Origin of the sequence: Nonomuraea sp. NPDC050786, assembly GCF_040654115.1 — a bacterium.
In the GTDB taxonomy this organism is placed as follows: domain Bacteria; phylum Actinomycetota; class Actinomycetes; order Streptosporangiales; family Streptosporangiaceae; genus Nonomuraea.
This window is the reverse complement of record NZ_JBFAHJ010000001.1, coordinates 669,007-688,080: the sequence shown is the minus strand read 5'-3', so window position 1 is coordinate 688,080 and position 19,074 is coordinate 669,007. Positions and strand designations below refer to the sequence as shown.

General features: G+C 71.6%; 22 protein-coding genes and 1 tRNA gene. 9 read left to right on the top strand and 14 right to left on the bottom strand.

All coding sequences use genetic code 11. The features are described from left to right. The first annotated feature begins 68 nt into the window (after positions 1 to 68). Positions 69 to 530, top strand: coding sequence for a carboxymuconolactone decarboxylase family protein (locus AB0H84_RS03600; RefSeq protein WP_357597523.1), 462 nt, complete (start codon positions 69 to 71; stop codon positions 528 to 530). On the opposite strand, the gene AB0H84_RS03595 is transcribed toward AB0H84_RS03600, so the two are convergent. Beyond that, positions 515 to 784, bottom strand: a complete 270-nt coding sequence (locus AB0H84_RS03595; protein ID WP_357597521.1) for a BTAD domain-containing putative transcriptional regulator — start codon at positions 782 to 784, stop codon at positions 515 to 517. The two genes, AB0H84_RS03600 and AB0H84_RS03595, sit on opposite strands and share 16 nt — an antisense overlap. A 137-nt stretch (positions 785 to 921) precedes the next feature. Between AB0H84_RS03595 and AB0H84_RS03590 the strand changes: the two genes are divergently transcribed. Further along, complete coding sequence (locus tag AB0H84_RS03590; RefSeq protein WP_357597519.1) at positions 922 to 1,416, top strand: sulfocyanin-like copper-binding protein; 495 nt, start codon at positions 922 to 924, stop codon at positions 1,414 to 1,416. A gap of 55 nt (positions 1,417 to 1,471) precedes the next feature. Beyond that, the gene (locus AB0H84_RS03585) at positions 1,472 to 2,446 is read left to right on the top strand and encodes a WYL domain-containing protein (RefSeq protein ID WP_357597516.1); all 975 of its coding nucleotides are present in this window, start codon (positions 1,472 to 1,474) and stop codon (positions 2,444 to 2,446) included. A gap of 30 nt (positions 2,447 to 2,476) precedes the next feature. On the opposite strand, the gene AB0H84_RS03580 is transcribed toward AB0H84_RS03585, so the two are convergent. Next, entirely contained in the window at positions 2,477 to 3,262 is a 786-nt protein-coding gene (locus AB0H84_RS03580) for a glycerophosphodiester phosphodiesterase family protein (protein WP_357597513.1), read from the bottom strand. 86 nt (positions 3,263 to 3,348) lie between these two features. After that, positions 3,349 to 4,317, bottom strand: a complete 969-nt coding sequence (locus tag AB0H84_RS03575; RefSeq protein ID WP_357597510.1) for a helix-turn-helix domain-containing protein — start codon at positions 4,315 to 4,317, stop codon at positions 3,349 to 3,351. A gap of 72 nt (positions 4,318 to 4,389) precedes the next feature. On the opposite strand from AB0H84_RS03575, the gene AB0H84_RS03570 reads away from it, so the two are divergent. Then, positions 4,390 to 4,848, top strand: a complete 459-nt coding sequence (locus AB0H84_RS03570) for a rhodanese-like domain-containing protein (protein ID WP_357597507.1) — start codon at positions 4,390 to 4,392, stop codon at positions 4,846 to 4,848. A 28-nt stretch (positions 4,849 to 4,876) separates the two neighbouring features. Here the strand turns inward: AB0H84_RS03570 and AB0H84_RS03565 are convergent, their stop codons facing one another. The 4 genes from AB0H84_RS03565 to AB0H84_RS03550 all read right to left on the bottom strand — a co-directional run bounded on the left by AB0H84_RS03565 (position 4,877) and on the right by AB0H84_RS03550 (position 7,952). Continuing rightward, entirely contained in the window at positions 4,877 to 5,293 is a 417-nt protein-coding gene (locus AB0H84_RS03565) for an HIT family protein (RefSeq protein WP_357597504.1), read from the bottom strand. Between the two features lie 73 nt (positions 5,294 to 5,366). Continuing rightward, positions 5,367 to 5,978 (bottom strand): methyltransferase domain-containing protein, encoded by a 612-nt coding sequence (locus AB0H84_RS03560; RefSeq protein ID WP_357597501.1) that lies wholly within the window; start codon positions 5,976 to 5,978, stop codon positions 5,367 to 5,369. Next, on the bottom strand, positions 5,975 to 6,616 hold the full coding sequence (locus AB0H84_RS03555) for a TIGR04282 family arsenosugar biosynthesis glycosyltransferase (protein WP_357597498.1): 642 nt from the start codon (positions 6,614 to 6,616) through the stop codon (positions 5,975 to 5,977). The genes AB0H84_RS03560 and AB0H84_RS03555 overlap by 4 nt, the downstream gene beginning before the upstream one ends. A gap of 43 nt (positions 6,617 to 6,659) precedes the next feature. Next, the gene (locus tag AB0H84_RS03550) at positions 6,660 to 7,952 is read right to left on the bottom strand and encodes a glycosyltransferase 87 family protein (protein WP_357597495.1); all 1,293 of its coding nucleotides are present in this window, start codon (positions 7,950 to 7,952) and stop codon (positions 6,660 to 6,662) included. A gap of 130 nt (positions 7,953 to 8,082) precedes the next feature. Between AB0H84_RS03550 and AB0H84_RS03545 the strand changes: the two genes are divergently transcribed. Together AB0H84_RS03545 and AB0H84_RS03540 are read left to right on the top strand one after the other, a co-directional pair. Next, on the top strand, positions 8,083 to 9,063 hold the full coding sequence (locus tag AB0H84_RS03545; protein WP_357597492.1) for an NAD-dependent epimerase/dehydratase family protein: 981 nt from the start codon (positions 8,083 to 8,085) through the stop codon (positions 9,061 to 9,063). Further along, positions 9,060 to 9,719, top strand: a complete 660-nt coding sequence (locus tag AB0H84_RS03540; RefSeq protein WP_357597489.1) for a glycosyltransferase family 2 protein — start codon at positions 9,060 to 9,062, stop codon at positions 9,717 to 9,719. Before AB0H84_RS03545 ends, AB0H84_RS03540 begins: the two co-directional genes overlap by 4 nt. On the opposite strand, the gene AB0H84_RS03535 is transcribed toward AB0H84_RS03540, so the two are convergent. Next, positions 9,697 to 10,686 carry a YafY family protein gene (locus AB0H84_RS03535; RefSeq protein WP_357597486.1) on the bottom strand — a complete coding sequence of 330 codons (990 nt, stop codon included), beginning with the start codon at positions 10,684 to 10,686 and terminating at the stop codon, positions 9,697 to 9,699. The genes AB0H84_RS03540 and AB0H84_RS03535 overlap by 23 nt on opposite strands. 63 nt (positions 10,687 to 10,749) lie before the next feature. Between AB0H84_RS03535 and AB0H84_RS03530 the strand changes: the two genes are divergently transcribed. Both AB0H84_RS03530 and AB0H84_RS03525 read left to right on the top strand, forming a co-directional pair. Continuing rightward, positions 10,750 to 11,895: an epoxide hydrolase family protein gene (locus AB0H84_RS03530; protein ID WP_357597484.1), complete on the top strand. Its 1,146-nt coding sequence runs from the start codon at positions 10,750 to 10,752 to the stop codon at positions 11,893 to 11,895. A gap of 435 nt (positions 11,896 to 12,330) precedes the next feature. Further along, positions 12,331 to 13,299 carry a serine hydrolase gene (locus AB0H84_RS03525; protein ID WP_357597481.1) on the top strand — a complete coding sequence of 323 codons (969 nt, stop codon included), beginning with the start codon at positions 12,331 to 12,333 and terminating at the stop codon, positions 13,297 to 13,299. Between the two features lie 77 nt (positions 13,300 to 13,376). Here AB0H84_RS03525 and AB0H84_RS03520 read toward each other — a convergent pair whose 3' ends face one another. The 4 genes from AB0H84_RS03520 to AB0H84_RS03505 form a co-directional block, all read right to left on the bottom strand. After that, positions 13,377 to 13,871, bottom strand: a complete 495-nt coding sequence (locus tag AB0H84_RS03520; RefSeq protein ID WP_357597478.1) for a GerMN domain-containing protein — start codon at positions 13,869 to 13,871, stop codon at positions 13,377 to 13,379. Next, the gene (locus AB0H84_RS03515; RefSeq protein WP_357597475.1) at positions 13,868 to 15,373 is read right to left on the bottom strand and encodes a HAMP domain-containing sensor histidine kinase; all 1,506 of its coding nucleotides are present in this window, start codon (positions 15,371 to 15,373) and stop codon (positions 13,868 to 13,870) included. Before AB0H84_RS03515 ends, AB0H84_RS03520 begins: the two co-directional genes overlap by 4 nt. A gap of 7 nt (positions 15,374 to 15,380) precedes the next feature. After that, a complete protein-coding gene (locus tag AB0H84_RS03510) occupies positions 15,381 to 16,055 on the bottom strand; it encodes a response regulator transcription factor (protein WP_357597472.1) in 675 nt (224 codons plus the stop codon). A gap of 358 nt (positions 16,056 to 16,413) precedes the next feature. Further along, positions 16,414 to 16,812 carry a VOC family protein gene (locus AB0H84_RS03505; RefSeq protein WP_357597469.1) on the bottom strand — a complete coding sequence of 133 codons (399 nt, stop codon included), beginning with the start codon at positions 16,810 to 16,812 and terminating at the stop codon, positions 16,414 to 16,416. A 93-nt stretch (positions 16,813 to 16,905) separates the two neighbouring features. On the opposite strand from AB0H84_RS03505, the gene AB0H84_RS03500 reads away from it, so the two are divergent. After that, positions 16,906 to 17,916, top strand: coding sequence for a YafY family protein (locus AB0H84_RS03500; protein ID WP_357597466.1), 1,011 nt, complete (start codon positions 16,906 to 16,908; stop codon positions 17,914 to 17,916). A 153-nt stretch (positions 17,917 to 18,069) separates the two neighbouring features. Here the strand turns inward: AB0H84_RS03500 and AB0H84_RS03495 are convergent. Together AB0H84_RS03495 and AB0H84_RS03490 are read right to left on the bottom strand one after the other, a co-directional pair. Next, positions 18,070 to 18,143: transfer RNA gene (locus tag AB0H84_RS03495), tRNA-Pro, on the bottom strand. A gap of 64 nt (positions 18,144 to 18,207) precedes the next feature. Then, positions 18,208 to 19,071 carry a metallophosphoesterase gene (locus tag AB0H84_RS03490; protein ID WP_357597912.1) on the bottom strand — a complete coding sequence of 288 codons (864 nt, stop codon included), beginning with the start codon at positions 19,069 to 19,071 and terminating at the stop codon, positions 18,208 to 18,210. Positions 19,072 to 19,074: the final 3 nt, after the last annotated feature.

Below are 19,074 nucleotides of genomic sequence, written 5' to 3'. Positions count from 1 at the left end.
TCGCGAATGTATCAGCTCGGCTTCGCATGATGAATGCACAGGTCAGCCAGCCGAGAAAGGAAACGACCATGGAAGCACGGATGAAGAACCCGGCGTACGTCCTCTCCGACAGCCTGAAGGGCATCCAGACCATCTACAAGGCCATCTACCAGGGTGGCGCGCCCCAGGAGCTGCTGGAGATCGTCGCCCTGCGCGCCAGCCAGATCAACGGGTGCAGCGCCTGCGTCCACGCGCACGTCCAGAACCTCAAGAAGTCCGGCGAGTCCGACGAGCGCGTGGGCAACGTCGCGGCCTGGCGCGAGGCGCCGTACTACAGCGACGTCGAGCGGGCCGCGCTGCAGCTCACCGAGGCCGTCACCCGGATCGCCGACCGGTCGGCGGACGCCGTGCCGGACGAGCTCTGGGACGAGGTCGCGGACCACTTCGACGAGCAGCAGCTCTCCGCGATCATCCTGACGATCTCCATGACCAACTTCTTCAACCGCATCAACGCCACCATCAAGGAGCCCGCCGGTCAGAACTGGGGCTGAGGCGTGCCGCGCTCATGCCGGACGGCGGTGTCGAGAGCCGGGTCGGCCGCGAGGATCCTCCGATGGAGCTCCCGCACCGCCCTCCCCGGCTCCAGGCCCTGCTCGCTGATCAGCGTCGCCCGCAGCCCGGCGTACGCGGCCAGGGCCTCGGCCTGGCGTCCCGACGCGCGCTCGTGCGGGGCGTCAGTCGTCACGCTGGGCGCGGCGTCTCCCGTCAGCGGGAACTTCGGCAGTTCAACGGTCTGAGTCGGCATGCGGCTTCCTCCGTTTCGCCACGGATCACTTGGCGAGTCGAATCCAGGAAGCCCGGGTGTGGTCCCGGTGTGGTGGCGATCTCTTCTAGGCTTGAGGTGAGGGACGCCCACCCGTTCGCGATCTGGGGGTGAGCCCGATGAGGCTGCACGACCTGTGTTCCGCGGTCACCGCGACGGCCGCGATGACGACCGCGCTGGTCGCCGGCGCACCGGCGGCCGAGTGGCGACAATGCACCCCTCCGCCGCTGCCGGGCAAGGTGGTGGACGTGCAGCTGACCGACTCGGCCTCGGGGCCGATGCGCGTCACGGTGACCCCGGCACGGGCCCCGGCGGGCACCGTGTCGTTCCGGGCGGCCAACACGGGCACAGTGGTCCACGAACTGGTCGTGCTACCGCTCCCGAAGGGGCAGGCCGTCGGGAAGCGGCAGATGGGCTCCGACGCCCGCGTGAGCGAGACGGGCCACCTCGGCGAGGCGTCGCGCGACTGCGGACAGGGCGAGGGCGAGGGCATCGCACCGGGCTCCATGGGCTGGGTGACGCTGCAGCTGCAGCCCGGACAGTACGAGCTGGTGTGTAACTTCCCCGGACATTACGCCTCGGGTATGTACGCGGCGTTCGACGTCACCAAGTGATGCTCCGCGTGCTAGGTTCCGTCCCGGACGTTCCGCTTCCGGATTGCGGGGTGTGGTGAAACCCGATGCGAGCCCCACGGCACGGGCTCTGCTGGCCCTCGAGCTGATCCAGGGCAGTCCGGGCATCACCGCGGACCGGCTCGCCGACAAGCTCGGCGTCTCCGAGCGGGCCGCCCGCCGGTACGTCGAAATCCTCCGCGAGGCCGGCATCCCGATCGAGTCGCTCCGCGGACCCTACGGCGGCTACCGCATCGGCCGCGGCCTGCGGCTCCCGCCCTTGATGTTCACCGCCACGGAGGCCCTCGGCCTGGTCATGGCCGTGCTCGACGGCCACCATGACGCCGGCGACTCCGCCGGCCCGGTCGGCGGCGCGCTCGGCAAGATCGTGCGGGCGCTTCCCGAGCCGGTGGCCGCCCAGGTCGAGGCCGTACGCCGGACCACGGCGCCCGCCCCCGACCGCGCCGCCGCCCGGCCGGACCCGGCCACCGCGACCGCCCTCGTGCAGGCCTGCTCCAACCGCCGCCGGGTACGCCTCGGCTACCGCTCCGAGGCCGGGTCGGAGCGGCTCATCGAGGCCGACCCGTGGGCCGTCGTCGTCCGCCACGGCCGGTGGTACCTGCTGTGCCTGTCCCACACCGCGGGGGCCCGCCGGGCGTACCGGATCGACCGGGTACGCCGGGTGGAGGTCCTCGACGGCACCTTCACCCCGCCCGCCGACCTCGACCCGGTCGCCACGCTGGAGGAGCATCTCGCCGTCGGCTGGGATTACGACGTCGAGGTCGTCATCGACGCCCCTGCCGACACCGTGGGCCGGTGCCTGCCCCGGGCCCTCGGACGGCTCGAGCCGCTCGACGCCGGGACGTGCCGCCTGGTCGGCAGCACCAGCAATCCGGTGTGGTACGCCGAGCAGCTGGCCGCGGTCCCGGCGCCGTACCGGATCGTGCGGTGCCCCGAGCTCCGGCAGGCCGCCCGCGCTCTCGGACGGCGGCTGCTGGCGGCGGCCGGGAGCGACGACCCGGCCGTCACCTGAAGCCGCGGAAGGCTCCCGCCGGCGGCATGGTCACTGGCACTTGCCCACAAGCCAGGCGCTGAACTGCGGTGTGTAGTCGGTAGCCACCCGCTTGGCGCCGCTCGCGAGCGCGCTCTTCCACGCGTTCTCGTTCAGCGTCCACGAGGGAGGCGGCTCCTCCCACTTGGTGACCTCCGGCCAGATGGGCCCGCCGCTCAGCACCTGGGTCATGCCCGCGTCGGTCACCCGCCGCTTGAGCTCGGCGGCGAGCGTGCTGTCGTGGGAGTACAGGATGATCTCCTGCGACTGGTAGTTCTCCTTGACCGGGTCGAGCACCTCGGCCCAGGCCCGGGTCTTGATCGAGGCGGTGGAGCTGAGCAGCGACTGCCGGGCCTCCGGCTTGATCTCGACCAGCCCCACCATGCCGGCGGCCTTCATCGCGGCCAGCCACTCGCGGAAGGTGTAGACGGTCTCGCCCTGGAACAGGCCGCGGTTGATGGTTCGGCCCTTGAGCGCGGTGTCGCCCGCTGCCCACCAGATGTCGGTGATGTTCTTCTTGGTGCCCGTCAGCCCCCACGTGGAGGTGTTGTGCCACATGACGGCCTTGGTGCCGTCCTTGGTGAGCTGAAGATCGGCCTCGACGCCCGACGCTCCCCATGACTTGTACTTCCGGATGGCCGTGGGATTGTTCGGCTGGCGGACCTGATCCCTCTCCCAGGGATTGGCGCCGGTGGGGTAGCCGCCGTGCCCGAAGATCTGCGGGCATGCGGGCAGGGCGGCGGCGGACGGAGCGGTGAGTAACGAGGCCAGCATCAACGCGGCGAGGGGGACTGCCAAGACTCGCACCTTTCGATCTTGTGATGCCCCGCACTCTGCCACATCCGGGGCTGATCGGGACCTGCCTCACAAGAAGAGAAACGCGATCACTCCGTCGGCTCGCTCGCACTGAACGCGCGCCGGTACGCCGAGGGCGATGTGCGCATGGCCTTGACGAAATGGGATCGGTAGGTGATCGGGCTCTTGAAGCCCACGGTGCGGGCGATCTCCTCCACCGGCGTCGCGGTCTTCTCCAGCAGCGGCAGGCTGGCCTGGACCCGCTGGGCGATCAGCCACCGGGTGGGGCTGGTCCCGGTGCACCGGGCGAAGTGGCGCAGGTATGTGCGGGTGGACATGTGCGCGCGGCGTGCCAGGGTCTCGATGGTGATGTCCTGCCGCAGGTTGGCCAGGGCCCACGTCATGGTGCGGGAGATCTGGTCGTCGTCGAGGTCGTGGGGCATCGGCGCCTCGATGAACTGCGCCTGTCCGCCGTCGCGGTGCGGTGGGATGACGAGCCGCCTGGCCACCGTGTTGGCCACGCTCGGCCCGTGGTCGCGGCGTACGAGGTGGAGGCAGAGATCCAGCCCCGCCGCGCTGCCGGCGCTGGTGAGGACGTCCCCGTCGTCGATGTAGAGCACGTCGGGGTTCACGCGTACGAGCGGGAAACGGCGGCGTAGCAGGTCGGCGTACTGCCAGTGGGTGGTCGCCGGGCGGTGGTCCAGCAGCCCGGCGGCGGCCAGCGCGAACGCGCCGGAGCAGATGGAGACGACGCGGGCGCCTCGGTCGTGGGCCAGCCGCAGGGCGGCGACCAGCTCCGGGGAGCACGTGCCCCGCACGTCGGGGACGCCGGGCACGATCACCGTCTGAGCCGAGGCGAAGACGTCCAGGTCGTACGGCGTGTCGACGGTCGCGCCACCGACGATGCGCAGCGGACCAGGGCGTTCGGCGCACACCTTGAGGTCGTACCAGGGCACGTCCAGCTCCGGTCTCGGCAGCCCGAAGACCTCGGTGACGATGCCGGTCTCGAAGGGCGACATGCCCTCGTACGCGAGCACCGCGACGGTCCCGATGTGCATGGCGAGATCCTATCGATAGGCGTCATCCATGCCACTGTCGCAGGGCGGCTTCGCACCGCGACCATGGGTGTCATGTCAGCCGTTCTCTCCACCGCTCCCGCGCGGCCCGACGAGGCCGTCGCACACTTCGCCGCACGTCTGGCCTTCGAGACCGACGTGTCCGACGTACACGCCGACCTGGAGTCGGGCGCCCCCGGACTGATCGTGGTCGACTCGCGCAGCGCCGAGTCCTGGGAACAGGGCCACCTGCCCGGCGCCGTCCACCTGCCGACCGCGCAGATCGCCGACCGGGCGGAGCTCGTCGTCCCGCGTGACGTGGCCGTCGTCACGTACTGCTGGGGGCCGGGCTGCAACGGCGCGACCAGGGCCGCGCTGGCCTTCGCGCGGCTGGGTTACCGGGTCAAGGAGATGATCGGCGGTTATGAGTACTGGGTGCGCGAGGGGTTCGCGGTGCAGACGGCGGCCGGACGCCTCGTACAGCCGGCCGACCCGCTGACCGCCCCGGTCTCGGCGGTGACCTGCGGCTGCTGACGCCGGATGTTCAGCACCGTCTCCGCGATCAGGGGAGCGCCGCCCGGATCAGTGCGGCGTCCTGGTCGAGACGCGCACGCGAGCGCTTCTTCCAGTCAGCGGTGACCACGACGCCGTCCCCCGCGTACCGCGGCACGACGTGCAGGTGGAGGTGGAAGACGTCCTGGCCGGCGGCTGCCCCGTCGGCCAGTGACAGCCTCACCCCGTCGCAGGGAAGCCCCGACGCCCGCAACGCGGCCGACACCCGCCGTGCCGTCCGCCAGATCGCCGTACCGATCGCGTCGTCGGCGTCGGCCAGCCCGGCCATGTGCACGCGCGGGATCACCAGGACGTGACCGGCCGTGGCGGGCTTGTGATCCAAGATGGCCACCACGCTGTCGTCGTCATGGACGACGCTGGCCGCGGCCCGCCCTGCGACGATCTCGCAGAAAACGCAGAGTTTCATGCGATTCATGATCCCGGGTGCGCCAGGTCTGCCGCACCCGCGTTCCGTCAGGCACAGCACGGGATCGCATCGGCTAGCTCAGGCACGCCAGCCAGCGGCCGTGGGCCGTCCAGCGCTCCACCTCCGCAAACCCGGAGGCGTGGGCAAGGCGCTGGATGTCGGTGATCGACACGGTCGCCCAGCCGAACCAGTCTCCGGCGCTGGAGCCGCGGCGCAGCCGTACCCGGTCCACCCGGCTTGTCGTGTCGGGCGGCGCGACCTCGGCCAGGACCGTGCCGCCCGGCCGGACCAGCTGCCTGACCCGGCGCAGCAGCGCCTCCGGATGGCCGCCGATGCCGATGTTGCCGTCGGCCAGCAGCGCCGTCGTCCATTGACCGCTGCCCGGCACCTCGTCGAAGACGTCCCGGAGCAGGGCGAAGCCGCCCGCCCTGCGGGTCAGGGCGACGGCGCGAGGAGTGATGTCGATGCCGAGCGCCCGCACGCCGCGCCGGGTCAGCGCGACCGTGAGCCGGCCGGGCCCGGAGCCGATGTCGAGCGTGGGGCTGGCGCACCGCTCCAGCAGCGCCTCGTCGCCGTCGATCAGGTCGAACCAGCGCGTGGCCTGCAGCGCGACGCGCCTGCCGTCCACGTATTCGAGCTCGGTGACCGCGCCGCCGAGCGCGTCGGCGTACAGCTGCCCCATCATTGGCCCAGCCTCCCCAGCGTGGCGGCGAAGTGGGAGCCCGGTGCCTGGTCGGCCACGGCGGCGGCGTCGGCCGCGGTGTCGACGTCGGTCAGTTCGGGCAGCACATGGACGGCCAGGCCCGCTCGATCCAGCCGGTCGAGCTGGTGCTTACCGGTCTCCGGATGCGACATCGGCACGCCCAGCAGCAGCGCCGGGTCCGGCCGGCGCAGGCCGAGCAGCCAGAAGCCGCCGTCGGTCGCCGGGCCGTAGACCGCGTCGTGCCGCTCCAGCGCATCGACCGCCTCGCCGAGCAGGGCGGGAGTCACCTGCGGGGTGTCCATGCCGATCAGCACGACGGGGTCCGGACGGAGCCGGTAGGCGTCCGAGAAGGCCGCCGCGAGGCGTTCATCGAGGCTCGAGCCGCGCTGGGGGATCACCACGAATCCGGCGGGCAGCCAGCTGCCCGGCAGCCCGTCCAGGGCGATCAGCCGCTGCGTGGCGGGCGTGGCGGACACGGCGCGCAGGCTGTCGCGGAGGGCCGCCTCGGCGAGCGCGGCGGCCTGCTCCGCGCTGAACGGCGGGGTCAACCGGGTCTTGACCCGCCCGGCCACCGGCTCCTTGGCGATGATCATGAGTTGCGCCGTACGGGTGGGAGACATGCGTGGTCCTTACGAGACGGGGGACGACAAGGGGGCTGCCGGGTCATCGGCGTACGGCCGCGGTCCGCCGGGACCGGCGTACGGCCCAGCCGACCAGCACGGCCAGCGCCGCCGCGGTGTAGAAGGCGGTCGCGGGGCTGGCACGCGCCATCGGGCCGGCGACATAGGCGACACCGCCCGCCAGGGCCACCCCCAGCCACTCCCACCGGCCGTCCATCGCGGCCAGCGCGATGACCAGCAGCGCGTACCAGGAGTAGCCCGGCGTGAGGAGCAGCAGGAGCGACCCGATGACGATGAGCGCGCCGCGCCACGGCCGTTCGGGGTCGCCGTACCGCAGGAAGTGAAGAGCGATCAGGACGAGCAGCACGATCATGGCGTAGGGCGCCCACGAGTCCGGCAGCACCAGCCGTACGAGGGCATAGCGGTGGCCGTCGGCGGGGCTCTCGTAGCGCTCCTCCTGGAGGTAGCCCGGCAGGTAACCCACGACGGACGCCTGGGACACCAGCACGTAGGGCAGGTAGGCGAGCGCCACGACCAGGACGGCGGGCACCAGGATCTTGAAGGCGCGCCGCCAGTCGACGCCGTTCGCCAGGACTCCCGACAGCGCGCCGGGCAGCACCGCGACGGGCAGCAGCTTGGCCGCCACGGCCGCGCCGAGCAGCGCCCCGCGGGCTTGTGCGGAGCGCATGGCGAGCACGACGAGCAGCACGGCGAGCATGTCGACATGCGCGTTGTTCACGGCCTCGATGGGGACGGCGGGGCACCACGCCCAGTAGGCGGCCGTCCGGACGTTCCACCGGCACAGGACGAGGAGCACGACGATGGCCATCACCCAGCCGCCGAGCTGCAGGACCTTGTGCCGTGCGCCGTCCGGCGAGAGCCAGTGGACCAGGAGGAAGTAGCCCTGGGCGACCGGCGGGTAGATGGTGGGCACGGTGGGGCGATTGATCCTGGTACATCCTCCGTCCGGGAGCGGCCAGAGGAGGCGCGCCTCGCATTCAGAGGGGAAGAGCCAGCTGTCGCGCAGCCCGGCGAGCGCCGGGTCGGCCGGCGGGTGGTCGTAGGGGGAGATGCCCGCGGCCTGGACCCGGCCGTCCCAGGCGTACCGGAAAGAGTCGGTGCTGCTGCTCGGCGGCGCCGACAGCCCGGTCGTGACCATCACGATGCCGCCGACGACGACCAGAACGGCCAGCTGCCTGTCCGGCGCCTGCCGCGCCAGCCACACCGCCACCGCGAAGAGTGCCCAGGCGAGCAGGTACCAGCCCAGACCGGGCGCTCCGGCCACCGTCCGCATCAGGACGACGGCCAGGCCCACGAGCACGACGATCGTCTTCACGCCGGCAGCCTCACATCCCGGAGAGGGCTCGTGGCAGGCCGGAGCGCCAGACGTTCGCATTCCATAAGAACCCTTACGAAGTGCGAACGTCGCTAGGGTCCGGCCGCGGGCGGGGGCTAGCGTCGGCCGGGTGAAGGTGATGGTCACCGGCTCGGCCGGATTCATCGGCAGTCATGTGGTCGAGGCGCTCGAAGCCGACGGGCACGAGGTCGTCGGCCTTGACGTGCGCGCAGGCGCCGACGTGCGCGACGGCGCGACGCTGGATCGGCTGCTGCCCGGCGTGGATCTCGTGGTGCACCAGGCCGCCAAGGTCGGTCTCGGCGTGGACGTCTCGGACCTGCCGGACTACGCCTCGGTCAACATGTACGGCACGGCCGTGCTCCTGGCGGCCATGGCGCGCCATCGGGTCAGGAGGCTGGTGCTGGCCTCCTCGATGGTGGTCTACGGCGAGGGCTCGTACGAGTGTCCCCGGCACGGCCGGGTACGTCCGGGCCCGCGCAGGAGAAGGGACCTGGAGCAGGGGCGGTTCGAGCCGCCCTGCCCTGACTGCGACCTGCCGGTCCGCTGCGTCACCATCGCCGAGGACGCGCCGCTCGATCCGCGCAACGCCTACGCCACCAGCAAGCTCGCCCAGGAGCACCTGGCCGCCAACTGGGCGCGGGAGACCGGCGGCAGCGTCGTCGCGCTCCGGTACCACAACGTCTACGGCCCGCGCATGCCCCGCGACACCCCCTACGCCGGCGTCGCCGCGATCTTCCGTTCCGAGCTGGAGGCGGGACGGCCGCCGAAGGTCTTCGAGGACGGCGGCCAGCTCCGCGACTTCGTGCACGTACGCGACGTCGCCCGGGCGAACCTGGCGGCCGCCCTGGCGCCCGCGCGTCCCGGCGAGCCGCGCGCGTACAACATCGCCAGCGGCACGCCGCACACCGTCGGCGAGATGGCCGCCGCGCTGGCAGCCGCACGGGGCGGGCCGGCCCCGCAGATCACCGGCGGCTACCGGCTCGGGGACGTCCGCCACATCGTCGCCTCTCCCGAACGGGCCGGCCGCGAGCTGGGCTTCCATGCCGAGGTCGGGTTCGAGGCAGGCATGAAGGAGTTCGCGTGGTCATGACCGTCGAGGTGATCCTGCCCTGCCTGAACGAGGAGGCCGCGCTCGGCTGGGTCCTCAGCCGCATGCCCGACGGCTACCGTGCCCTGGTGGTGGACAACGGCTCCACCGACCGCTCGGCCGAGATCGCCCACGACCTCGGCGCCCGCGTGGTGCACGAGCCGAACCGCGGCTTCGGCGCCGCCTGTCACGCGGGGCTGCTGGCCGCGAGCGCGGAGGTGGTCTGCGTCATGGACGCCGACGCCTCCCTCGACCCCCGCCAGCTTCCCAGAGTCGCCGAACCGGTCATCGGCGGGAACGCCGACCTGGTCCTGGGCGCCCGCCGGCCGCGTGCGGCAGGCGCGTGGCCCTGGCATGCCCGGCTCGGCAACGCCGTCATCGCCCGCGGCCTGCGTCGCCGCACGGGGGCGCCGCTGCACGACCTCGGCCCCATGCGGGCCGCCGTACGGTCCCGGTTGCTGGCGCTGGGGCTGAGCGACCGCCGGTTCGGCTACCCGCTCGAAATGGTGCTGCGCGCGGCCGGCTCCGGCTGGCGGATCGCGGAGGTGGAGGTGGACTACCTGCGCAGAGCGGGCCGTTCCAAGGTGACCGGCACCGTCCGGGGCACCCTGCGGGCCGCCTCCGACATGCGGCGGGTCATGGCCGATCACGTGAGGTGACGCGGCGAGTGGAGCCGTCCCCGGCGGCAGTGGCGAGGCGGGCGGAAAGAGCCCGTATGCGCTCGATGAGCTCGGGCGGCTCGTGCACCTCGAAGTCGATGTCCATCAGCGCGACCCAGACGGCGAGCTCGTCAAGGTCGTTCGCGCCGCTGGACAGCGTGCAGGACCGCTCGTCGATCGGCTCGATCGTCCCCGTCGTGGCCGGCATGTGCTCGGCGACGACCTCGGCCGGAGCGTGCATCGTGAAGCGGCCCTGGTATCGGTAGGGCGCGCTGGAGATCGACCGGGACATGTAGGCCGCCAGGTCGGAGTCGGGAGGGTCGCGGGGGACGAACCGCGGCCCGTTCGGCGTCCGCAGGCTCAGCCGGTCGATCCGGTAGGTGCGCCAGTCGGCCCGGCCGGTGTCCCAGCCCAGCAGGTACCAGTGCCGTCCCGAATGGACCAGCCGGTAGGGCTCGGCGGAGCGGACGCTCTCCTCCCCGTCGTGCGTCCGGTAGTCGAACCGCAGGGTCTCGTGGTCGCGGCAGGCGGCGGCGATCGCGCTCAGGGAGGCCGGGTCCACCGCCGAAGCCGCCCGTCCCATCGCCACGGTCATCGACTGCAGCGCGTGCACGCGATGCCGGAGCCGGGACGGCAGCACCCGCTCCAGCTTGGCCAGCGCCCGTGCGGAGGTCTCCTCTATCCCCGACACCGATCCCCCGGCCGCCGTACGCAGCCCCACCGCGACCGCCACCGCCTCCTCGTCGTCCAGCAGCAGCGGCGGCAGGTCCGAGCCCGCGCCGAGCCGGTAGCCGGGCGCGCCCGAGGTGGCGTGCACGGGATAGCCGAGCTCGCGCAGCCGCCCGACATCACGGCGGACGGTGCGCGGGGTCACGCCCAGCCGCTCCGCCAGCTCCGCGCCGGACCACTCCCGGTGGGTCTGCAGGAGCGAGAGCAGTTTGAGCAGCCGAGCCGAGGTCTCCAACATGTGTTCCAGATTGCCCTATTCCTAGGACCGGGTCTGTCCTAACCCGTTCCTAGCCTCTTCCTCATGACGTTCACCACGGAAATCCGTCCGTTCCGCATCGATATCCCGCAGGCCGCGCTCGACGACCTGCACGACCGGCTGGCGCGCACCCTCTGGCCCGACGAGCTGCCCGGGGTCGGCTGGTCGTACGGCATCCCGGTCTCGTACGTGCAGCGGCTGGCCGAGTACTGGCGCACCGGATACGACTGGCGCAAGCACGAGGCGGCGCTCAACGAGTACCCGCAGTTCACCACCGAGATCGACGGCCAGAACATCCACTTCCTGCACGTACGCTCCCCCGAGCCGGACGCGCTGCCGCTGGTCATCACCCACGGCTGGCCCGGCTCGATCGTCGAGTTCATGAAGGTCATCGGCCCGCTCACCGACCCCCGTGCCCACGGCGGCGACCCCGCCGACGCCTTCCACGTCGTCGCCCCGTCCATCCCCGGCTTCGGTTTCTCCGGCCCGACCCGCGAGACCGGCTGGGACTTGAGCCGGGTCGCCCGCGCGTGGGCCGAGCTGATGAGCCGCCTCGGCTACGAGCGCTACGGCGCCCAGGGCGGCGACAGCGGCTCGGTCATCTCCCCCGAACTCGGCCGCGTCGCCCCCGACCGGGTGGCCGGCGTGCACGTCAACGGCGCGCTCGGCTTCCCGACCTTCGACCCGGCGGAGATGGCGGGCCTCACCGAGGCCGAGCACGCCCGCATACAGCAGTACGCCGACAACGACCGCTCCGGCTACGCGATCATCCAGGCCACCCGGCCGCAGACCGTCGCCTTCGGCCTGCACGACTCCCCGGCCGCCCAGCTGACCTGGATCGTGGAGAAGTTCAAGGAGTGGACCGACCCCGCGCACGACCTCCCCGAGGACGCGGTCGACCTTGACCAGATGCTCACTGACGTGACGGTCTACTGGCTGACCCGCACCGCCGCGTCGTCCGCCCGGCTCTACAAGGAGGGCTCGGCACAGTGGGGCGTGCCGGTCGAGCGCTCGGAGGTGCCGCACGGGGTCGCGGTCTTCCCCGGCGACGGCGGGATCCGGCGTATCGCCGAGCGCGAACACAACGTGATCCACTGGTCGGAGTTCGACCGGGGCGGCCACTTCGCCGCCATGGAGGCCCCCGACCTGCTGGTCGACGACGTCCGGGCGTTCTTCCGCAAGGTCCGCTGACCACAGGCTCCGCGTGCCGGCACTGACCGGTGCCGGACGGGTCGCTGAGATCTGGGCGGGATCCCGGCCGCGGTGGCCGCTTCTCCGGGACGGCAGGGGTCCGGTGCTGCTCTCGTTCGAGACCGTCGTCCCGGCGACGTCGGACGAGAGCAGCCGTCGGACGAGAGCAGCCGTCGGCCGGCCGCGTCACCGCCCCGTCCGCGCCCTGTCATGGTCGTGTCACGGCCGCGCCGACGATCGCGGCGACGGTCGCGCCGTCGATGAACGGTGACATGCGGCAGACGACGCGCACACATTGAGCGCCAATCGTGGTTCGACATGGACGAGTCACCCACCATTCCCCTTCGGCCCCGAGACCTGCCACGGCGTGGCTCTCCGAGCACGGCACATGCGGGCGCGCCAAGCGCGCCCCGGTCTCCCGGCGGCGAAGAGCCCATGCTGTCCCGTCTTTCTCCCCTCACGCGAGTGCTCGGCGTCACCGTGTCCGCCGCCCTCGCCGTCGGAGGTTGGCTGGTCCACAACAGCGGCGCGCAGGCCCAGCCGCTGCCGCTGTCGGGTTCTGTGTCGGCGTCGAGCACCTCGGCCTGGCCGTGGGAGCTGCCCTGGCCGTCGAAGGGGCAGGCGGCGGTCCAGGTCGCCGGAGAGGCGGACAGCCTCAGCGTGTACGGCGAGCAGCGGCCCGTGCCGATCGCGAGCGTCACCAAGGTGATGACCGCTCTGGTGATTCTCCGCGACCACCCGCTCAGCAGGCACGCCGCGGGGCCGTCCATCCGGGTCGACCGGCAGGCGGCGAACGAGTCGGGCAACCGGGACGAGTCCACCGTGCCGCTCACCTGGGGCCAGGGCCTCACCGAACGGCAGCTTCTGGAGCTGATGCTGATCCCCTCGGGCAACAACGCCGCACGTCTGCTGGCCCGCTGGGACGCCGGCTCGGAGCGGGCCTTCGTCCTCAAGATGAACGCGACCGCCGCCAAGCTGGGCATGAAGAGCACCACCTACACCGGGGCGAGCGGATATGAGCCCACCACGGTCAGCACAGCTGTGGACCAGCTCAAGCTGGCCAGGCAGGCCATGAAGCACCCAGTGCTACGTGACATCGTCGCCACCGCCAAGACCACCGTCCCCGGCGTCGCGGGCGAGATCGTCAACAGCAACAAGCTGCTCGGGCTGCCCGGGGTGGTCGGTCTCAAGACCGGCACCAGCACGGCGGCGGGCGGAGCGCTGCTGTGGGCCGCCCGCCCCCTTACCGGGAGCCGGGACCGGCTGATCCTCGGGGTGGTGCTGCGCCAGGGCGACCCCGACGGCACGCTCGAGGAGAGGAAGCAGGCCGCGTTCGTCGCGAGCAGGAGGTTGATCATGGCGGCCCAGCGATACCTGAGTCGCCCAAGAACACCGACCTCGTGAACTACTCCGCGACCACTTCGGGCGGGCGCGAACGTGGCATCGCCGCGGTCGGCGCACGCGATCCGCAGGACAGCTCGCTACCGTTGCTTCGGGCAGTTCCGGGGGCCGACGCTCTGCCCACCACCGATGACGGTGACCTGAAGAGGGCTTTCCGGCTTCGTGGCAGCGGCCGTGCACACGATCTGATCGACGGCCAGTGTGGACAGGTCAGCAACCGCAGTGGACAGGGTCACCACCACGTGGCCGGTCCGCTCGGCGGTCACCGAGAACGGGGCGGCTTCGGGCGGGACGTCGGTGGTCAGTCCATACGCCCGTTCCTCGGGCGTGGGGCCGGCTGCCAGCAGCTCGAGCCTGTTCGCTGAGAACAGTGGAGGACCACTGGGCCGCCGCGCCACCATGCTGAGCCGGCCGTTCTTCACCAGGTAGAGGGTGATCGTCGTGGTGGGTGCGACGCGTCCGCTCGGCGGGCCGCCGACGGGAATGGCGTCGCTGGGTCGCACGCCGCAGCCGGCCACGGCGACGAGCGAGACTAGGCCCGCGGCGAGCACGCGGCGGGGGAGCCCGGTCCTCATTCGGGGCCTTCCTCCGGGTCGTGTGCCAGGCGTGGCAGGCGGAGCGTGAAGATGGCGCCGCCGTCCGGGGCGTTGGCGACGGTGAGGTCGCCTCGGTGCAGGCGGGCGTTCTCCCGCGCGATGGCGAGGCCCAGGCCGCTGCCCTCGGATCTGGCCCTGGCCGCGCTGGCCTTGTAGAACCGGTCGAACACGTGCGGCAGCACCGCTTCGTTCAGCCCCGGTCCGTGGTCGCGGACCTCGAGAGCGATCCAGTGCGGGTCGGCGGAGAGCCATACCGACACCGGTGGCTCGCCGTGCCGCAGGGCGTTGCCGACCAGGTTCGCGAGGATGACGTCCACCCGGCGCGGGTCCAGCCGTGCCGTCACCTCAGGCGGAAGTTCGGTGTGCACCGTCTCCGACCAGCCCCGGGCGCGCAGGGTCGCGCGCACCAGCTCGGCCACGTCGACCTCGTTCAGTGCGAGAGCCGCGACGCCGGAGTCGAACCTGCTGATCTCGATGAGGTCGTTCACCAGCCCGGTGAGGTTGAGCGTCTCCTGGCTGACCAGCCTGGCGGCCCTGCCGGCGGGCTCGGGCAGCCCGGCGGCCTCCTCGTCGAGGACGTCGGCGACCGCGGCGAGCGCGGCCAGCGGGGTGCGCAGCTCGTGGGACACGTCGGCCACGAACCGGCGGGCGTCGGCCTCCATCTCGCGCAGCTGCTTGACGTGCCGTTCCAGCTGCGCCGCGGTGTGGTTGAACGTGCGTGCCACGTCGGCCAGCTCGTCGGAGCCGCGGACCGCGATCCTGGTCCGCAGCTCGCCCTCGCCCAGCAGGCGTGCCGCCCGACCGAGCTCGCGCACCGGGCGCAGCACACCACGGGTGGCCAGCAACGCCAGGACGACCGCGAACGCCAGGGCCGCCCCGCCGATGACCCAGGCGCGTGCGGCGAGCTGGTCGATGCTCTGCTGTTCGGGACGCAGGCTGCGCACGACGTAGACCTCGATGCCGGACACCCGCGTCGTCCGGTCCTCCTCGATGATCAGCAACGGCGCGCCGATGACCAGGAAGGGCTCGCCCTTCCGCACCACGCGTTGCCAGGCGACTTGGCGGCCGGCCACCTCCGCCCGCAGCTGCGGGGGAATCAGCTCGCGATCCACCGGGGACGGAATCACCCAGCTGCCCGGGATCGGCGCGTTACCGCCCGGCCACCGGCGCCCCGGCGGCGGGCCCGGACTGCTCGTCGAGTACGCATCGCGGTAGACGGCGATCGCGCGGCTGTTCTCGTCGGCCATGGTGCTGGCGATCTCGCGGAGCTCGTCCTGGTCCGGCGTCGCACTCTGCAACGGGAAGAGCTCCTCCATGCGACTTCTCATCGCCTGCACCGCGGCATTCTGGGCCCGCTCCAGGATGTCGGTGCGGGCCTGGACGTACATCCCGCCGGCCACCGCCGCCGCGGTGACCACACACAGCAGCGCGAACGCGAACAGCAGCCGGGCACGCAGCCCCAGGCTCGGCCGAGGTGCCACCGGCGGGTCACACCGGCCCGAACCGGTACCCGAACCCACGCACGGTCTGCACGTAGACCGGCGCCGCCGAGTCGTCCTCGATCTTCGCGCGCAACCGCTGCACGCACGCGTCCACCAGACGCGAGTCGCCGAAGTACCCGTGCTCCCACACCGACTCCAGCAGCTGCTGGCGGCTGTGCACCCGGCCCGGCGTGCCGGACAGCTCGAGCAGCAGGCGCAACTCGGTCGGGGCGAGGCCGACCGGCACGCCGCTCTTGGCGACCACCAGAGCGGCCCGGTCGATGGTCAGGTCCCCGTGCCGCTCCAGCTCCGCCTGGTCCCGGCCGATCCGCCGGAGCACCGCGCGAATGCGCGCATCGAGCACCCTGGGCTGCACCGGCTTGACCACGTAGTCGTCGGCGCCCGCCTCCAACCCGGCCACCACGTCCATGTCGTCGCCACGCGCGGTCAGCATGATGATCGGCACCTCCCGGGCGGCCCGGATACGGCGGCAGACCTCGAAGCCGTCCATGCCAGGCAGCATCAGATCGAGCACGACGACGTCGGGGAGGTCCGCACGCAGCCGGTTCAGCCCTTCCTCGCCGGACTCCACCGCCCGCACCCGGTGCCCATGCCGGGACAGGGCCAGCTCAAGGCCCTCCCGCACGGCCGGGTCATCCTCGATCAACAACACTCGCGACACGCCGCCGAGTTTCACAGCACGCTCCGTAACTCGCCCGCCGGTCCTCCATTGTCGGCCGGCCGTGTCCCCGCCCCGTCCCCGCCGTGTCATGGTTGTGTCACGGTCGCACCGACGGTGGTGGGTGGCGGACAGCGCACACATGTGGCGCCAATCGTATTCATCACGGGGGAACCACGCACCATCCCACAAGACGGGTCGCAAGGCGCGCCCTGTCAGTGGGTGGCCGCGTGGAGGACGGCTGTGATGAGGCGGTGGTTCTCCTTGGTGCCGCCGCCTCCGCCGAAGGAGAAGCGGCGGCGGACGGGTTCACCGGAGCCCTGGGATCTCAGGGCTCCCGCGTGAGCGGCTGTGCGTGGCGTCAACGTGCGAACTTTTCGATGGCCGCCGGGGTGACGGGGGTGAAGAAGTTGACGAGGTTGCCGTCGGGGTCGCGGAACAGCAGCGACCGGTTGCCCCAGGGCATCGTGGTGGGCTCGGTGACGAAGCCGGTGACGAAGCCCGTCAGGTTCTGGTGAACGCGGTCCACGTCGTCGACGAGGAACTCGGTGATCACGCTCTGGTTGTCCGCCGGGCGGGCGGAGCCCGGGGCGAACAGCGGGACGGTGCGGGTGCCGGCGATCGCGAGGGTGGCGCCCGCGGTCTTGAGCTCGGCGAAGTCCTCGGTGGCCCAGGTCGCCCGCGCCCCTGTGGCGCGCTCGTAGAACTCGACGAGACGCGCTACGTCGCTGGTGATGATGCGGATCGAGACGAAGTCCATGGGAATCTCCTTGGCTGTGCTGGAGGCGTGCACGCCGCAGCCTAGGAGAAATAGTGGACAGAATCGGTCCAGTATTCGCGTTAGGCTGCGAACATGCCTCGACCCACCGGCCGCGTGCTGACACTCCTGGAGCTGCTGCAGTCGGGCGGCACCCGGACGGTGGCCGAACTCGCCGACCGGCTCGGCGTCGAAGGCCGCACCGTGCGGCGGTATGTGGACCAGCTGATCGACCTGGACCTGCCCGTGGAGTCGGTGCGCGGCCGCTACGGCGGGTACCGGCTCGCCCCCGGGTACCGCTTGCCTCCGCTCATGCTCAGCGACGACGAGGCGCTGGCCGTGCTGCTCGGCCTGGTCGCCGGCCGCCGAGCAGGGTTGACGACGACGGAGCACGCGGCAAGCGAGACGGCATCGGCGAAGATCCGGCGGGTGCTGCCCGAGCGCATCGCCCGCCGGCTCGACACGCTCCTGGAGGCTCTCGCCTTCACGGATCAGCCCGGCGAGTTCGACACCCCGGACGCCGAGATCCTGCTCACCGTTGCCGATGCGGTGCGCCACCGCCGACCGGTCTCGATCCGCTACACCGACCGCGACGGCCGGCGCAGCGAACGTGCGCTGCACGCGTACGGGATCGTCGCCCATTCCGGCCGTTGGTACGTCACGGGCAAGGACCCCCAGATCGGCGAGGACCGCACCTTCCGGCTCGACCGCATCGCAGACGCGAGGACCCTGCCCGGCTCATTCGAAACGCCCGTGGGCCCCGATCCGGCACAGCGGGTGTTGTCAGCGTTCGCCACGGCCGAGTACCGGCATGAGGTGACCTTGCGGATCCACGGGACAGTTGAGCAGATCCGCGCCCGCCTTCCCGCCGCCGTCGCGAGCCTGGACGAGTACGCGCCCGTGGCAGGCGAGGACCGGGCGACCGAGCGCTGGCTGCGCGTCGAGCTGCGGGTGGAGCGGCTCGACTGGCTGCCTCCGGTGCTCGCCTCACTCGACCGTCCGTTCGTCATCGAGCGCCCCGATGAACTGCGCGACCTCGTCATCGCGCTCGCCGACCGCCTCACGTCCTACGCCGCCAAGCCTGACGGCGAGGAACCAATGCCATGAGATGGCACATTCAGCCATTGAACCGGTGACAGCTGTGAACGCCGGCCTCCGCTTCACCTATCAGCCGGCGACCAGCGAGCGCAGGGCCATGCGAACGATCAAGGGCCTGGCTCTCAGTCTTGAGAACCAGGCCCTTGACCTGCGGTACCTCTGTCGGGGTGGCGGGATTTGAACCCACGACCTCTTCGTCCCGAACGAAGCGCGCTGCCAAGCTGCGCTACACCCCGGTGCACGCCGGTCTTGCGCGTGCTTGGAAAAGTCTAGCGGACTCCCAAGGTACTTGTGACCGCGTCAACGGCGCGGAACGAGGGTAAGCAGTGATGCCTCCGGGAAGCAGGCGAAACGGGCCGGGGCGTACGGGGAGGTGCCGAGGCCCGCGGAGACGTGGAGCCAGGCGCTGTCGTGGCGGCTCAAGCCCTTGACTCTGGCCCGGTCGAGGCCGCAATTGGTGACCAGGGCGCCGTAGAACGGGATGCAGAGCTGGCCGCCGTGCGTGTGGCCGGCGAGCAGGAGCTGGTAGCCGTCCTCGGCGAAGCGGGTCATATTGCGGGGCTCGGGCGAGTGCATGACGCCCAGGCGGAGGTCGGCGTCCGCCGGGGCGGGGCCGGCCACGAGGTCATAGCGGTCGCGCGAGATGTGGGAGTCGTGGATGCCCGCCACGGCCACGTCCAGGTCGCCCACCTTGATGCGGGCCGTGGTGTTGTTCATGTCGAGCCAGCCCTCGGCCGCCATGCCCGCTCCGAGCTCCTCCCAGGGCAGGGTGGGGACATGCTGGCGGCGCTCGTTCTTGGAGGTGCGCCAGAGGTAGCGGGCCGGGTTTTTCGGCTTGGGGGCGTACAGGTCGTTGGAGCCGTAGACGAACAGGCCCGGGCGGGACAGCAGGGGCTCCAGGGCGTGCAGGAGCGAGGGGACGGCGTCCGGGTGGGCGATCGAGTCTCCGGTGTTGACCACCAGGTCCGGCTTCAGCGGGCCCAGGGAGCGGACCCAGTTGATCAGCATCGTACGGCGGGGCGTCAGATGCAGGTCGGAGAGGTGGAGAATGCGTACGGGACGCTGGCCGCGCTCCAGCACGGGCACGTCGAAGCGACGCAGGCGGAACCAGTTGCGCTCCACCACGGAGGCGTAACCCAGCCCGGCGAGGCCGAGACCAAGCATGGA

Excerpts from the sequence above, each read along its gene's own strand:
- AB0H84_RS03600 (WP_357597523.1), top strand. The coding sequence starts at position 69 with ATGGAAGCACGGATGAAGAACCCGGCGTACGTCCTCTCCGACAGCCTG.
- AB0H84_RS03595 (WP_357597521.1), bottom strand. The coding sequence starts at position 784 with ATGCCGACTCAGACCGTTGAACTGCCGAAGTTCCCGCTGACGGGAGAC.
- AB0H84_RS03590 (WP_357597519.1), top strand. The coding sequence starts at position 922 with ATGAGGCTGCACGACCTGTGTTCCGCGGTCACCGCGACGGCCGCGATG.
- AB0H84_RS03575 (WP_357597510.1), bottom strand. The coding sequence starts at position 4,317 with ATGCACATCGGGACCGTCGCGGTGCTCGCGTACGAGGGCATGTCGCCC.
- AB0H84_RS03570 (WP_357597507.1), top strand. The coding sequence starts at position 4,390 with ATGTCAGCCGTTCTCTCCACCGCTCCCGCGCGGCCCGACGAGGCCGTC.
- AB0H84_RS03565 (WP_357597504.1), bottom strand. The coding sequence starts at position 5,293 with ATGAAACTCTGCGTTTTCTGCGAGATCGTCGCAGGGCGGGCCGCGGCC.
- AB0H84_RS03560 (WP_357597501.1), bottom strand. The coding sequence starts at position 5,978 with ATGATGGGGCAGCTGTACGCCGACGCGCTCGGCGGCGCGGTCACCGAG.
- AB0H84_RS03555 (WP_357597498.1), bottom strand. The coding sequence starts at position 6,616 with ATGTCTCCCACCCGTACGGCGCAACTCATGATCATCGCCAAGGAGCCG.
- AB0H84_RS03540 (WP_357597489.1), top strand. The coding sequence starts at position 9,060 with ATGACCGTCGAGGTGATCCTGCCCTGCCTGAACGAGGAGGCCGCGCTC.
- AB0H84_RS03535 (WP_357597486.1), bottom strand. The coding sequence starts at position 10,686 with ATGTTGGAGACCTCGGCTCGGCTGCTCAAACTGCTCTCGCTCCTGCAG.
- AB0H84_RS03530 (WP_357597484.1), top strand. The coding sequence starts at position 10,750 with ATGACGTTCACCACGGAAATCCGTCCGTTCCGCATCGATATCCCGCAG.
- AB0H84_RS03525 (WP_357597481.1), top strand. The coding sequence starts at position 12,331 with ATGCTGTCCCGTCTTTCTCCCCTCACGCGAGTGCTCGGCGTCACCGTG.
- AB0H84_RS03520 (WP_357597478.1), bottom strand. The coding sequence starts at position 13,871 with ATGAGGACCGGGCTCCCCCGCCGCGTGCTCGCCGCGGGCCTAGTCTCG.
- AB0H84_RS03505 (WP_357597469.1), bottom strand. The coding sequence starts at position 16,812 with ATGGACTTCGTCTCGATCCGCATCATCACCAGCGACGTAGCGCGTCTC.
- AB0H84_RS03500 (WP_357597466.1), top strand. The coding sequence starts at position 16,906 with ATGCCTCGACCCACCGGCCGCGTGCTGACACTCCTGGAGCTGCTGCAG.
- AB0H84_RS03490 (WP_357597912.1), bottom strand. The coding sequence starts at position 19,071 with ATGCTTGGTCTCGGCCTCGCCGGGCTGGGTTACGCCTCCGTGGTGGAG.